The sequence below is a fragment of the Modestobacter versicolor genome (assembly GCF_041028285.1).
GTDB lineage: Bacteria > Actinomycetota > Actinomycetes > Mycobacteriales > Geodermatophilaceae > Modestobacter > Modestobacter versicolor_A.
The window spans coordinates 543,381-556,011 of sequence record NZ_JABGDB010000002.1; the positions used below are offsets into that span (position 1 = coordinate 543,381).

General features: G+C 73.2%; 13 protein-coding genes. 4 read left to right on the forward strand and 9 right to left on the reverse strand.

The window, feature by feature from the left end; genetic code table 11:
• Positions 1 to 10: 10 nt before the first annotated feature.
• The 6 genes from HL054_RS08985 to HL054_RS09010 form a co-directional block, all read right to left on the reverse strand.
• The gene (locus HL054_RS08985) at positions 11 to 358 is read right to left on the reverse strand and encodes a hypothetical protein (protein WP_369138580.1); all 348 of its coding nucleotides are present in this window, start codon (positions 356 to 358) and stop codon (positions 11 to 13) included.
• Positions 359 to 443: 85 nt separating this feature from the next.
• Positions 444 to 2,111 carry a catalase gene (locus HL054_RS08990; protein WP_369138581.1) on the reverse strand — a complete coding sequence of 556 codons (1,668 nt, stop codon included), beginning with the start codon at positions 2,109 to 2,111 and terminating at the stop codon, positions 444 to 446.
• 265 nt (positions 2,112 to 2,376) lie between these two features.
• Complete coding sequence (gene ligD / locus HL054_RS08995) at positions 2,377 to 3,291, reverse strand: non-homologous end-joining DNA ligase (protein WP_369138582.1); 915 nt, start codon at positions 3,289 to 3,291, stop codon at positions 2,377 to 2,379.
• A gap of 34 nt (positions 3,292 to 3,325) precedes the next feature.
• Positions 3,326 to 4,804, reverse strand: a complete 1,479-nt coding sequence (ligD, locus tag HL054_RS09000) for a non-homologous end-joining DNA ligase (protein ID WP_369138583.1) — start codon at positions 4,802 to 4,804, stop codon at positions 3,326 to 3,328.
• 6 nt (positions 4,805 to 4,810) lie between these two features.
• Entirely contained in the window at positions 4,811 to 5,809 is a 999-nt protein-coding gene (gene ku / locus HL054_RS09005; RefSeq protein WP_369138585.1) for a non-homologous end joining protein Ku, read from the reverse strand.
• A 179-nt stretch (positions 5,810 to 5,988) separates the two neighbouring features.
• A complete protein-coding gene (locus HL054_RS09010; protein ID WP_369138587.1) occupies positions 5,989 to 6,579 on the reverse strand; it encodes a DUF1360 domain-containing protein in 591 nt (196 codons plus the stop codon).
• A gap of 178 nt (positions 6,580 to 6,757) precedes the next feature.
• Here HL054_RS09010 and HL054_RS09015 point away from each other — a divergent pair, with 178 nt between their 5' ends.
• Positions 6,758 to 7,309, forward strand: coding sequence for a hypothetical protein (locus HL054_RS09015; RefSeq protein ID WP_369138588.1), 552 nt, complete (start codon positions 6,758 to 6,760; stop codon positions 7,307 to 7,309).
• Between the two features lie 271 nt (positions 7,310 to 7,580).
• Entirely contained in the window at positions 7,581 to 7,979 is a 399-nt protein-coding gene (locus HL054_RS09020) for an STAS domain-containing protein (RefSeq protein WP_369138589.1), read from the forward strand.
• 64 nt (positions 7,980 to 8,043) lie between these two features.
• On the opposite strand, the gene HL054_RS09025 is transcribed toward HL054_RS09020, so the two are convergent.
• Complete coding sequence (locus HL054_RS09025) at positions 8,044 to 9,051, reverse strand: DNA topoisomerase IB (protein ID WP_369138590.1); 1,008 nt, start codon at positions 9,049 to 9,051, stop codon at positions 8,044 to 8,046.
• A 258-nt stretch (positions 9,052 to 9,309) separates the two neighbouring features.
• On the opposite strand from HL054_RS09025, the gene HL054_RS09030 reads away from it, so the two are divergent.
• Both HL054_RS09030 and HL054_RS09035 read left to right on the forward strand, forming a co-directional pair.
• Positions 9,310 to 9,801 (forward strand): ATP-binding protein, encoded by a 492-nt coding sequence (locus tag HL054_RS09030; RefSeq protein WP_369138591.1) that lies wholly within the window; start codon positions 9,310 to 9,312, stop codon positions 9,799 to 9,801.
• The gene (locus HL054_RS09035; RefSeq protein WP_369138593.1) at positions 9,798 to 10,739 is read left to right on the forward strand and encodes an RNA polymerase sigma factor SigF; all 942 of its coding nucleotides are present in this window, start codon (positions 9,798 to 9,800) and stop codon (positions 10,737 to 10,739) included. The genes HL054_RS09030 and HL054_RS09035 overlap by 4 nt, the downstream gene beginning before the upstream one ends.
• A gap of 105 nt (positions 10,740 to 10,844) precedes the next feature.
• Here HL054_RS09035 and HL054_RS09040 read toward each other — a convergent pair whose 3' ends face one another.
• On the reverse strand, positions 10,845 to 12,056 hold the full coding sequence (locus tag HL054_RS09040; protein ID WP_369138595.1) for an SPFH domain-containing protein: 1,212 nt from the start codon (positions 12,054 to 12,056) through the stop codon (positions 10,845 to 10,847).
• Positions 12,057 to 12,158: 102 nt separating this feature from the next.
• Positions 12,159 to 12,590: an NfeD family protein gene (locus HL054_RS09045; RefSeq protein ID WP_369138596.1), complete on the reverse strand. Its 432-nt coding sequence runs from the start codon at positions 12,588 to 12,590 to the stop codon at positions 12,159 to 12,161.
• Between the last annotated feature and the right edge of the window lie 41 nt (positions 12,591 to 12,631).

A 12,631-nucleotide genomic window follows, 5' to 3' on the forward strand; every position in this document is an offset into this window, starting at 1 on the left:
GGCCGGGACGCTACCGATCGGCCGCGGGAGGCTCGACGGGCTGACCCGCGGTCAGCGCCCGCCGCGACGCCGAGGCCACCAGCTGCCGGGCCACCGCGACGGCGTGCCGGTCCGTCGGCGCTGCGCTGCGCAGCCAGCCGGCGAGCGGACCGGCCAGTGCCGGGCTCAGCGTGCTGATCCACCCCGCCGTCCGGACGCGGGCCTCGGCGACGTGCTCGGTGCTGCCGTCGGCGGCCACGGCGACGACCTCCGGCCGGCTGGCCAGCAGCCCACGGAGGGTCCAGGTGCCCCCGGTGGTGCGGGCGGCCAGCTCCTCGAGCCGGTCGGCGGCGGCGGACAGCAGTGCGGCGTCGTCCATGGCCCCGAGTCTGGCCGCACGGCACTGCGGGCCACGACCGGAGTCCGGTCGTGGCCCGCAGCGGGTGGGCGTCGGCCCCGCCGGCTCAGTCGGCCAGGACGACGCGCTCGTTCGGCACGCAGTGCGTCATGACCAGGCCGGTGACGTCGCGCGGGCCGTTCTTGCCCAGGTTGGCTGCGCGCTGCAGCTCGGCCTCGGTGAGCGTCTGGCTCTGCAGCGGCGCCATGCCCCGGACGTCGTCCGCGCAGATGCCGAGGCCGTCGCCGACCCGCTGGCCCAGCTCGTCCTCGGCCATGAAGAGGTGCCACGTCATCCGCTCCTGGATCGGCCGGTCGCACTGCGACAGGTTGGCGATCAGGTTGGCGATGAGGTCGTCCTTCTCCCACTGCTCCGACAGCAGGTAGCGCTGGCCCGCCTGCGTGTAGTCGTCGGTGCGCGGGATCCGCTTGCGGGTGAGCCGGCCGGTGATCTCCGGGCCCTGCTCGTCGTGCGTGGGGTGCTGGGCCTCACGCAGGCCGCCGAGGATCGACGGCTCGTAGTTGACGTGCGGGTTCTGGCCCTCGCCGAGGTCGACGGCGTAGGCCATCTGGCCGTCGCGCTGGTTGGTGGCGACCCGGGCGTTCTTGGCCTGGTTCACCGGCAGCTGCAGGTAGTTCGGGCCCACCCGGTAGCGCTGGGTGTCGGAGTAGGAGAACGTCCGGCCGACCAGCATCTTGTCGTCGGAGAAGTCCAGCCCGTCGACGAGCACACCGGTGCCGAAGGCGATCTGCTCGCTCTCGGCGAAGAAGTTCCGCGGCGCCCGGTTGAGCGTCATCGTGCCGACCTTGCGCAGCGGGAAGTCGTTCTCCGGCCACGTCTTGGTGTCGTCGAGCGGGTCGAAGTCCAGCTCCGGGTGCTCGTGGTCGTCCATCAGCTGCACGTGCAGGTCCCAGGAGGGGAAGTCGCCGCGCTCGATGGCCTCGTAGAGGTCCTTCGTGTGCACGCCGAGCTCCTTGCTCTGCGCGACGGCGGCGTCGGCCTCGGTCCAGGACCTCACGCCCTGCTTGGGCAGCCAGTGGTACTTGACCAGCTTGGTCTCACCGGCGGCGTTGACCCACTTGTAGGTGTTCACTCCGAAGCCCTGCATGAACCGGTAGCTCGCCGGCAGGCCGCGCGGGCTGAGCACCAGCGTCATCATGTGCAGCGCCTCGGGCGACTGCGACCAGAAGTCGAAGACCCGGTTGGCGACCTGGCGGTCGAAGGTCACCGGGTCGGGCTTCTGCGAGTGGATGAAGTCGGGGAACTTGATGGCGTCCCGGATGAAGAAGACGCCGAGGTTGTTGCCGACCAGGTCCCAGTTGCCGTCCTCGGTGTAGAACTTCACCGCGAAGCCGCGCGGGTCGCGCGCCGCCTCGGAGGAGTCCCGCCCACCGGCGACGGTGGAGAACCGCAGGGCGACCTCGGTCTCCTTGCCCTTCTCCTGGAACAGCTTCGCGCGGGTGTACTCGGAGACCGGCTCGTCACCGACGGTGCCGTCGGCGACGAAGACGCCGAACGCGGTGGCGCCGCGGGCGTGCACCACCCGCTCCGGGATGCGCTCCCGGTCGAAGTGGCTGATCTTCTCGAGGAACTGGTAGTTCTCCAGCGTCGCGGGCCCACGGGCCCCGACGGTGCGCTGGTTCTGGTTGTCGTAGACCGGGTGGCCCTGACGGTCGGTCAGGACGGCGCGGTCGGCCTCACCGGCTGCGGGGCCCTGCGATGCGACGTCGGTCATGCTCACGCTCCTCTTCGGATCGAACTGCTGGTGCTGCGCGCGGCCGGGGTGGTCTCGGCGTCCACGTGGGGGTGCGCGGCGAGGACCCTCGGCGCAGGTCCACTCAACGCCGTTGTCTTGACTGGGTCAAGTCAACACCACGTGAACACGCGACCTGCCAGGCCGGAGATGGCCATCTCCGCCCTCTCTTGGGCGGCGAAGATGGCCATGTTCGCCCTGCCCTGGCTGGCGAAGATGGCCATGTTCGCCCTGAGGGCCGGAGGGGTCAGTCGGGGAGGGCGGCGCGGGGGCGGGCGTCGACGTCGAAGAGGTCGCCGTGCTCCTCGACCCGGGCCAGCACGTCGTCGGTCCGGAACCGCACCGACTCCGGGTCGCCGCCCGCGCGCAGCTCGTCGACCTCGGCCCACCGCAGCGGCGTGGACACCGTGGCCAGCGGGCGGGCGCGCAGCGAGTACGGGGCGACCGTCGTCTTGGCGGTGTTGTTCTGGCTCCAGTCGACCAGCACCTTGCCCGGCCGCAGCGCCTTCTCCATCCGCCAGACGACGTCGTCCGGGGTCTCGCCGGTGAGCGCCTGGGCCAGCGCCTTCGCGTACCGGCTGGGGTGGTCCCGGTCGGCGCAGCTGATCGGCGCGTAGACCTGCAGCCCCTTGGACCCCGAGGTCTTCACCACCGGGTCCAGGCCGTCGGCGACCAGCCGCTCGCGCAGCCGGTGGGCCACCGCGGCGCACTCCACCACCCCGGTGCCCGGCCCCGGGTCGAGGTCGAGCACCAGCAGGTCGGGCAGCCGGGCCGCGCCGTCGTCGTCCACCTGCCACTGCGGCACGTGCACCTCCAGCGCGGCCAGGTTGGCCGACCACACCAGGTCCGGGACGGCGGACAGCAGCACCATGTCCAACGTCTCCCGGCCCCGTGAGCTCCCCGGCGACGGCACGGTCACGGTGCGCACCCACTCCGGCGCGTGCCGGGCGTTGTTCTTCTCGAAGAACGCCTGGCCGTCGACGCCGTTGGGCCAGCGGGTGAAGGTGACCGGCCGGTGCGCCACGTGCGGCAGCAGCACCGGCGCGATCCGGACGTAGTAGTCGATCACCTGCGCCTTGGTGAACGACACCTCCGGGAACAGCACCTTGTCCAGGTTGGAGACCTCGAGCTGGCGGCCCTCGATGTGCACCCGTTGTCTCACGGCTCCACGACCACGTGATCGCTCGCCAGCTCGCTCACGGCTCCACCACCACGTCGGCCGGCGCCAGGTCCCCGCGCAGCCCTCGCCAGGACGGGTGCCGGAGCCGGCCCTCGCGGGTCCACTCGGTGAAGGCGACCTCCCCGACCAGCAGCGGCTCGACCCAGTGCGCGTCGCGGGTGACCTCGCGCGGCAGCGCGTCGGCGAACGGGGCCGTCGGCCGGGCGGTGAGCAGCGGCTCCAGCTGGGCCAGCGCCTTCGCGGTGAAGCCGGTGCCGACGTGCCCGGCGAACACCAGCCGGCCGGTGTCGTCGTGCACGCCCAGCAGCAGCGAGCCGATGCCGCCCGCCCGCCGTCCGGCCCCGGGACGCCAGCCCCCGACGACGACCGACTGGGCGCGGATGTTCTTGACCTTGCGCCAGTCCGGGCCGCGGCCGCCGGGCCGGTACGCCGAGTCCAGCCGCTTGGCGACCACGCCCTCCAGCCCGTTCTCCAGGCTCGCCGCCTGCACCTGGTCCCCCACCCCGGGCACGTCGCCGCGGAACCACGGCGTGACCACCCAGCGGTCGGAGACCGGCGCCAGCGCGTCCAGCCGCTCCCGGCGCTCGGGGTACGGCAGCCCGAGCAGGCTCTCGCCGTCCAGCGCCAGGAGGTCGAAAACCAGGTAGCTGACCGGGGCCGCCGCGGCCATCCGGGCGACCTCCGGGCCGGTGCGGTGCATGCGGCCCTGCAGCAGGCCGAAGTCCGGGCGGCCGCGGGCGTCGAGGGCGACGACCTCGCCGTCCAGCACGGCGTCGTGCCCGCCCAGCGCCTCGGGCAGCCGGTGCAGCTCCGGGTAGCTGGCCGTGACGTCGTTGCCGCTGCGCGCCCGCAGCCGCACCCGGCCCCCGCGCACGTGGGCCAGCGCGCGGACGCCGTCCCACTTGAACTCGTATCCCCAGCGCAGGTCGTCGGGGCGGGGCAGCTCGCCGATGGCGGCCAGCATGGGCGGCAGGTCCTCCGGCACGCCGGCCACCGGCTCGTCGACCACCGGGTCGGCGTCCAGCTTGCGCACGTTCCAGGTGCCGTCGGGCAGCCGGAACAGCACGTACCGGCCGCTCAGCCGCGAGCCGGCGAAGGAGACGGTCACGTGGTCGTCGTCCCACTTCTCGGTCGCGTACCGGCCGGCGTCCCAGATGGCCACCTCACCGCCGCCGTACTCACCGGCGGTGATGCGGCCGGCGAAGGAGGCGTACTCCAGCGGGTGGTCCTCAGTGGGGACGGCGAGCCGGTTGAGCCCCGGCTGGGTGGGCGGGCCCTTGGGCACCGCCCAGCTCTTCAGCACCCCGTGGCGTTCCAGGCGGAGGTCCCAGTGCACCCGTTCGCCGGTGCGGCCGCGGGGCGTGTGGTGCTCGTGGACGACGAAGGTGTCGTCGTCCCCGGTCGGCAGCGGCCGGTCCGCCGGCGGCACCGGCTCGGCCGTGCGGGCCGGGTCCCGGCGGGCGCGGTAGGTCGCCAGCGGGTCGGAGGTCGCCACCGCCGGTCAGGCGGTCTTGCGTGCCCGCGAGGCGCGCTTGGCGGGCTTGGCCGGCTCGTCGGCGTCCGCGGCGGCCTTCTTCGGCGCGGCCTTCCGGGCCGGTGCCTTCTTCGCCGGGGTGGCCGCCTTCGCCGCCGGCTTGCGGGCGGTCTTCTTCGCCGGCGGGGCCTCGTCGGCGCCGCCGTCCGCACCGTCGCCGTCGCCGGCGCCGCCGGACGGCGCGGACGCGCTGCCGCCGGCCCGCTCGACGCTGCGCCGCAGCGCGCTCATCAGGTCGACCACCGCGCCGCCACCGTCGTCGGCGGCCTCGGGGGCCTGCTGCACCTCACCGCCGCTCTGCTTGGCCTCCAGCAGCGCCTGCATCGCCTCGCGGTAGTCGTCGGTGAACGCCGAGGCGTCGAAGTCGCCGGCCATCGTGGAGATCAGCGACTCGGCCATGGCGAGCTCGGCGGGCTTGACCGGCACGTCCTCGTCGAGGAAGCCGAAGCCGGGGCGCCGGATCTCGTCGGGCCAGCGCATGGTGTGCAGCACCAGCACGCCCTCGCGCACCCGCAGCGCGGCCAGCGACTCACGTTGCCGCATGGCGATCTTGGTGATCGCGACCTGGCCGGCGTTCTCCAGCGCGGTGCGCAGCAGCACGTAGGGGCGGGTGGCCACCCCGTCGGGCTCCAGGTAGTAGGTCTTCTCGAAGTGGATCGGGTCGATCTGCTCCTGGTCGACGAACTGGAGCACCTCGATCTCGTGCGTGGTGCCCAGCGGGAGCAGGTCAAAGTCCTCGTCGGTCAGCACGACCAGCTGGCCGTCGGGCAGCTCGTAGCCCTTGGCGATGTCGTTGTACTCGACCTCCTCGCCGTCCACCGAGCAGACCCGCTTGTACTTCACCCGGCCACCGTCGGTCTTGTGCACCTGGTGGAAGCGGATGTCGTGGTCCTCGGTCGCCGAGTACAGCTTCACCCCGATGCTCACCAGGCCGAAGGAGACCGCGCCCTTCCAGATCGACCGCACGCCGCACCTCCTGGCCCAGGGGTCCCGCGACCCCGTCTCGTCAAGATCGCAGGATAGGCGCAGCCGGGCCGCTCCGGCAGCGCGAACGGCCACGCTGCGTGGTCAGCCACCCCGAGGGGTGACCCGGGCAGCGGGCCCGGCCCGTCGCCGGTGGCCACGCTGCGTGAGCGGCCGGGTGCTCAGACCTCCTGGCCGGTGAGGCTGCCGGCGTCGTCCGGACCGGCCGGCTCGAGGGCTCCGTTCTGGATGGCGTCGTAGGCGAACTGCAGCACGTCGGAGCCGGCGACCATGGTCATCGTCAGCGCGGCGAGCCGGGTGGCCCGGGGCGCGGTGACGTACCCCAGCACGAACGCCGTGCCCACCCACTGCGCCATGCAGAACGGGCAGGTGAGCAGCTCGCCCACGGCGTGCTTGACGCCACCGTGCTCGCGCACCTCCTCGGCCACCTCGGCCTCGCCGGAGGTGCCGGTGTAGCTGACGAACGGTGCCCGGACGGGGGCGGTGACCGGGTCCTTGGCGATCCGCCGGGCCAGCCGGAACGTGCCCACGGTGAGCAGGACGGCGTCGCCGACCGGGATGCGGGTGGGCAGCTCCCGGCCGGACACCCGGATGGCGGTCGCCGCGGCGCCCACCAGGGACAGGTACACGCCCATCGCCCCGAGGTCCGCCCCCAGCGGGCGCACCTCGCCGTTCGTGTACTCCTCCTGCTGGGTGCGGGCCCACCGGCGGACCGGTGCCCCGAGCCGCTGGACCTCGTCAGTGATCGCCATGCCCCGCCGGTACCCCCGTCCCCGGGCGGCCATGCCGTCCGGGGCGAGCCGGCTCACGCATGGCACCGGGGCGGGCGGGTAGGGCGACTGCACGACGCCGGTCACCCGACCGGCTCCCCCGTCCCGCGGGACGGACGAGCGTGCGCACCTGCGGCACGCAGAACGGAGGAGCTCCCCCATGACCGAGGCCCACGACTCCACCGCCGACCTGGACACCGAGCAGGCGGCGCGGGACTCCGCGCTGAACGACGCCGAGTTCCCCGACGACGAGCGCGGCCTCACCGGGACGACGGACGCCGTCACCTCCGGCACCGACCCGGAAGGCCAGACCGCCCGCGACGTCTCCTACGAGGACGACGGCGTGCCGGACATCGCCGACGACGACCACCCCTCGGAGGCGATGGCCGAGGACCCGGAGTTCGCCCCGGTCCCCGGTGAGCGGGCCGGCGCCAGCATCGACGTGGGCACCACCGCCCGCGAGCAGGCCGAGGGCGAGTCGCTGTCCGGCCGGCTGGACCGGGAGGTCCCCGACGTCGACCTCGACGCCGCCGACGACGTCCGGGCGGCCGAGACCCACGACCGGACGGTGCCGCAGCTGAGCCAGGACGGCGTCTCCGACCGGGCCGACTCGTTCACCGACAGCGTCAGCGACGACGTCCTCGCCCAGGACGACGAGGCCGTCGGCGGGGAGGGCCCCGAGGAGCGGGCCATGCACGTCACCGACGGCTGAGCGGTGCCGCCGACCGGGGCGCGGGACGGGGCGGCGAGCCCCGGTCCGCACCCGGTCGCGCACGGCCCCGGGCCGGATTGGTGCCCCGCATGTGGCACGACTACGTTGGGCGCCACGGTTGAGCAGCCAGCCGTCGCCTGCCCGGTCCCCCGGTCGGGTGGCCGGAACCCCCGCATGTCCCGGGCCACGTCGGGCCGGACGGTGTACCGCAGTACATTGTCCGGGCGAAGGCGTGCCCGCAGGGCATCGCCGCTGAGAGGAGCTGCAGTCCGTGACCTCATCCGACTCATCCGCCGAGGGCTCGCGCGACGTGTCGGCCCCGGCTGACTCGAACGAAGCGCCCTTCGACGACGTGATCACCCTGGCGACGTCCACCGACGACGACGGCACGGTCACCGTGACTGTCGTCGGCGAGGTCGACACCTTCACCGCGCCCGTCCTGCGGGCGTCGCTGGACACCCAGCTCGAGCAGCAGCCGTCCGCGCTGGTCATCGACCTGTGCGGCGTCCAGTTCCTCGGCTCGGCCGGCCTGGCCGTGCTCGTCGAGACCCAGAAGTCGGCGCGCTCCCGCGACGTCGGGCTGCGGCTGGTGGCCAACACCCGCGCCGTGACCCGTCCGCTGGAGGTCACCGGCCTCATCGACCTCTTCACGATCGCCGAGAAGGCCTGACCCAGGCTCCCGTACCACCACGACGGGCGCTCCTCCTCCGGGAGGGGCGCCCGTCGTCGTCGGGTCAGGCGGTGAGCAACTGGCAGACCGCCTGCTCGATGGTGCGCTGGGCGCTCCGGTCGTCCGGCGCCTGCGCGGCGTCGGCCAGCGCCTCGGCCACCGTCTCGCCGTGTTCCCACCGGTCGACGACCCGCGGGTCCACGTAGCTGTTCTTGGCCACCGTCGGGGTGTTGCCCAGCTGCTCGGAGACCTTCACGTAGGCCTCCTTGACCACCTTGTTCCGGGCGGTCTTGCTCGTCGGCTTGGGCGCCTCCGCCAGTGAGGCCGCCATCAGCACCGTCGCCGTCCAGGTGCGGAAGTCCTTGGCGGTGATCTCGGCACCGCTGACCTCCTTGAGGTAGGCGTTGATCTCGTCGCTGGTGACGTCGTGCCAGCTGCCGTCGGCCAGCGGGTAGCCGAGCAGCTCCTGCCCCAGCTCGGCCGGCCGCTCCAGCAGCTGCCGCAGGACGGTCGCGGTGGGCTGGTCGAGCAGCTCCACCTCCCGGTCCAGGCCGCCCTTGGCGGTGTAGTGGAAGTACACCCGCTCGCCGCGCACCGACACGTGCTCGCGGCGCAGCGTGGCCAGCCCGTACGTGCCGTTGTCCTCGGCGTACTGCTCGCTGCCGACCCGGAACGCGCCCAGGTCCAGCAGCCGGACGGCGCAGGCCAGCACCCGCTCGCGGTTCAGGCCCCGGGTCCGCAGGGCCGCGACCACCTGGTCCCGGACGTCGGGCAGCTGGTGGGCGATCTCCACCACCCGCTCGTGCTTGGCGGCGTCCCGCTTGAGCCGCCACTGCTCGTGGTAGCGGTACTGCCGGCGGCCCGCGGCGTCGGTGCCCACCGCCTGGATGTGGCCGTTGGGCCAGGGGCAGATCCAGACGTCCTTCCACGCCGGCGGGATGGCGAGCTGCTTGACCCGGTCGACCCGCTCGTCCCGGATCAGGGAGCCGTCGACGTCGTAGTAGGCGAACCCCCGTCCCGCCCGGCGTCTGGTCCAGCCGGGGCGGTGCACGTCACTACGGCGCAGTCTCACGCCGTTGGGATGGGCACGACCGGGTCGGCTCAAACCCTCTCGGGAGCACGGTCATCCCGCCGAGGTGGTGTTTGCCGTCCCGGGGTCGTGGGCAGGGCCGCCCAGCGGTCTACCGTGGGGGGTCCCGGATCGCGCCGGGCACCTGCGACGCGATCGCTGGGTCGTCCGCGCTCCGCCAGGAGCCGCGGCCGGGTGCGCGATGATGACTGCCGCGCTCCCGTCCCGGGGGCGTGGGGACGACGAAGGAGCACACGACGCATGGTCGACACGACGGGCGCCGCCCCCACGGGCGAGCGGCGCGCCGAGCGACTGGAACTGCGGGTCCCGACCTCGCCCACCCAGCTGCCCGCGGTGCGGGCGATGGCCGGTGACCTGGCGATGCGGATGGACTTCGACCTGGACGCCGTCGAGGACCTCCGCCTGGCCGTCGACGAGGCCTGCGCCACGCTGGCCGCCATCGCCGAGGGCGACTCGCCGCTGACCGTGGTGTTCGAGGCGTTCCGCGAGGGCCTCCGCATCGACGCCTGGGTGCCCACGGCCCCCGGTGTCGACGTGCCCCGCGACGGCTTCGGCTGGGCAGTGCTGCACACCCTGGTCGACACCGTGGACGCCGGCCCGAGCGACCAGTCGGCGGTGGCCGCCGGCAACGGTGACGCGACCCCCGCCGCACGCATCTCCCTGGTGAAGAAGCTGCGGCGCTACAGCACGAGCGACGTCCTCGTCGACGCCGACGTGCCGGTCATGCAGTGACCCGGTCGGCTGCCACGGACTCCCCGGCCGCCGACGACGCCGTCCACGAGGCCGGCGAGGTCACCCGCCCCCGGTCGCCCGCCGACGAGCCCACCCAGCCGCTCACGGTCCCCGTCGGCGACGGCGCCGACGTCGTCGCACCGGAGACGGTGGCGGAGATCCCGGTGCCGGTGTCGGAGAACCGCAGCCGGCAGATGCGCACCGCGCCGCTGTTCGCCGAGCTGGCGACGCTGGAGAAGGGCGACCCCCGCCGGGAGCGGCTGCGGGAGATCCTGGTCGAGGAGCACCTGCCGCTGGTGCGGCACTTCGCGCGGCGGTTCAGCAACCGCGGCGAGCCCTTCGACGACCTGCTGCAGGTCGGCACCCTCGGCCTGATCGCGGCCATCGACCGGTTCGACCCGACGCGTGGCGTGGAGTTCCTCTCCTTCGCCGTGCCGACGATCACCGGTGAGATCAAGCGGCACTTCCGCGACCAGGGTTGGTCGGTGCGGGTGCCGCGGCGGCTGCAGGAGCTGCACCTGTCGCTCAACGCCGCGGTCAGCGAGCTCTCCCAGAAGAACGGCCACGCCCCGACCCCGTCGGAGCTGGCCGAGCACCTGGGCATCCCGCGCGCCGAGGTCCTCGAGGGGCTGGCGGTGGCCAACGCCTACCGCAGCAGCTCCCTGGACGAGCGGCTCTCCGGTGAGGAGGACTCCCCCACCCTGGCGGCGACGCTGGGCGAGGAGGACGCCGCGCTGGAGGGCGTGGAGTACCGCGAGTCGCTGCAGCCGCTGCTGGCCACGATCCCGGCCCGCGAGCGGCGGATCCTGATCCTGCGGTTCTTCGGCAACATGACCCAGTCGCAGATCGCCGCGGACATCGGCATCTCGCAGATGCACGTCTCGCGGCTGCTCAGCCAGACCCTGGCGAAGCTCCGCGAGGGCCTCCTCAAGGACTAAGGACCTCCCTTCCCCCCACCCTTCGCACGCTCAGGGTGGGCCCCTGAAGGGAGGCCGAACGACGAACGGCCGGTACCGCAGCTGCGGTACCGGCCGTTCGTCGTCTCACTGCTGGTCGGGCGGGCCGATCTGCGGCGGCGTGTTGCGGACCTCCTCGGTGGCCGCGGCCAGCGACGGGCGCGGCGGCTCCGCGCTGGGCAGGCCCGGCTCCACGCCGATGCTGGACAGCGAGATCTTCGCCTCGGGCTGGTCGGCGGCCGCCGGCAGGTTCGAGTCGAACCAGCTGCTGGTGTCCAGCTTCTGCGCCGGCGCCGTCGGGGCCGCGGAGGCGCCGTCAGAGCCGTTGCCCGGGCCGTCGACGTCCAGCCAGCTGCGGCTCTCGCCGTCCGAGCCGCCGAGCCGGGACAGGCCCTCCAGCGCCTTGCTGAACTCGCTGGGGACGATCCACATCTTGTTGGCGTCGCCCTGGGCGATCTTCGGCAGGGTCTGCAGGTACTGGTAGGCCAGCAGCCCCTGGTCGGGCTTGCCGTCGTGGATGGCCTGGAAGACCGTCTCGATGGACTTCGCCTGACCCTGCGCCTGCAGGAACAGCGCCGCGCGCTCACCCTCGGCGCGCAGGATCCGGCTCTGCCGCTCGGCCTCCGCGTCCAGGATGGCCGCCTGCTTCTTGCCCTCCGCGGAGAGGATGGCCGCTGCCTTCTGCCCCTCGGCCGTGGTGATGGCGGCGTGCCGCTGCCCCTCGGCGGTGAGGATGACCGCGCGCTTGTCGCGGTCGGCGCGCATCTGCTTCTCCATCGAGTCCTGGATCGACGGCGGCGGGTCGATCGCCTTGATCTCCACCCGGGCCACCCGCAGCCCCCAGGGGCCCGTGGTGCCGTCGAGGACGGTGCGCAGCTGGGAGTTGATGCCGTCCCGGCCGGTCAGCGCACCCTCGAGGTTCAGCCCACCCACGACGTTGCGCAGCGTCGTCGTGGTCAGCTGCTCCATGCCGGTGATGTAGTTCGCGATGCCGTAGACGGCCAGCCGCGGGTCGGTGACCTGGAAGTAGACGACGGTGTCGATGCCCACCTGCAAGTTGTCGGCGGTGATCACCGGCTGCGGCGGGAAGGAGATGACCTGCTCGCGCAGGTCGATGGTCGCGCGCACCCGGTCGACGAACGGGACCAGGAGGGCGAGGCCGGGCGAGAGCGTGCGGCTGTAGCGGCCGAGGCGCTCGACGACCTTGGCCTGGGCCTGCGGCACGATCGTCACGCTCTTGGCCAGCACGACGACCACGAACAGCACGATCACGATCAGCGCGATCAGGGCGGGTTCCACGAAGGGGGGCTCCGTTCCTAGGAGGCGGTGCGTGCTCCCGAGTCAACACCGTCCGGTGGTGCGAGGGCATCCCACCGCGGGCCGGCTCACCCGCAGGCGGGGTCAGAGGTGGCTGACGTAGGCGATCGGGCCCTCGATCTGCACGATCCGCACCTCGTGGCCGACCTCGTAGACCTCGTCGTCGAGCTGGGTGCGCGCCGTCCACTCGTCGTCGCCGAGCCGGACGCGTCCGGCGGCGTTGTCGACGCGCTGGCTGACCACCGCGGTGCGGCCCACGTAGCTGGCCACGCCGTCGAGCTGCTCGGGCGTGCGGTCGACGAGGTGCCGCTTGGCCACCGGCCGGACGACGAGCAGCAGGCCGGCGGAGACGATCACGAACGCGAGCAGCTGGATCGGCACCGACAGACCCAGCAGCGCGACGGTCATGCCGCCGAGCGCACCGCCGGCGAACATCAGCAGCACGAGGTCGAGGCTCGCCATCTCGCCGCCGGCGAACAGGCCGGCGGCGATCAACCAGAGCAACCAGGCAGCCACGATCCGCAGTCTGGCACGTGGCCGTCCGGATCAGCGGGAGT

What these genes read in the sequence shown, in the direction of transcription:
- HL054_RS08985 (WP_369138580.1), bottom strand. Translation starts at nt 358, where the DNA reads ATGGACGACGCCGCACTGCTGTCCGCCGCCGCCGACCGGCTCGAGGAG.
- HL054_RS08990 (WP_369138581.1), bottom strand. Translation starts at nt 2,111, where the DNA reads ATGACCGACGTCGCATCGCAGGGCCCCGCAGCCGGTGAGGCCGACCGC.
- HL054_RS09010 (WP_369138587.1), bottom strand. Translation starts at nt 6,579, where the DNA reads ATGGCGATCACTGACGAGGTCCAGCGGCTCGGGGCACCGGTCCGCCGG.
- HL054_RS09030 (WP_369138591.1), top strand. Translation starts at nt 9,310, where the DNA reads ATGGTCGACACGACGGGCGCCGCCCCCACGGGCGAGCGGCGCGCCGAG.
- HL054_RS09015 (WP_369138588.1), top strand. Translation starts at nt 6,758, where the DNA reads ATGACCGAGGCCCACGACTCCACCGCCGACCTGGACACCGAGCAGGCG.